Origin of the sequence: Corallococcus caeni, from assembly GCF_036245865.1 — a bacterium.
GTDB lineage: Bacteria > Myxococcota > Myxococcia > Myxococcales > Myxococcaceae > Corallococcus > Corallococcus caeni.
The window spans coordinates 1-255 of record NZ_BTTW01000138.1 but is presented as its reverse complement, the minus strand read 5'-3'; the positions used below and the strand labels follow the sequence as shown (position 1 = coordinate 255).

At 69.4% G+C, this 255-nt stretch carries 1 protein-coding gene; it reads left to right on the top strand.

Features of this window, described 5'->3' with window-relative positions; translation table 11 throughout:
* Window positions 1-255 (top strand): hypothetical protein (locus AABA78_RS39165; protein WP_338270642.1); only part of this gene is annotated, 255 nt, incomplete at both ends.

The window sequence follows — 255 nt, the reverse complement described above, 5'->3', positions numbered from 1 at the left end:
CCTGGGTGACTCCCGGCGCCTCCGGTGTCCGCGCCGCCATCCTCAACTCCGGCCTCGCCTACTGCACCGGGGGCGCCACCTGCAACGACCTCTACTGCGTCCCCTCCTGCAACTGCACCACCACCGGTTTCCCCCACGACTCCAAGCAGGAGAAGGGCGCCGTCATCTCCGCCTACGAGTACCGCCGCTTCCAGACGGGCGCCTCCCCCTTCTGGACGCCCCTTCGCTTCCCCGGCCAGTACCACGACGCCGAAA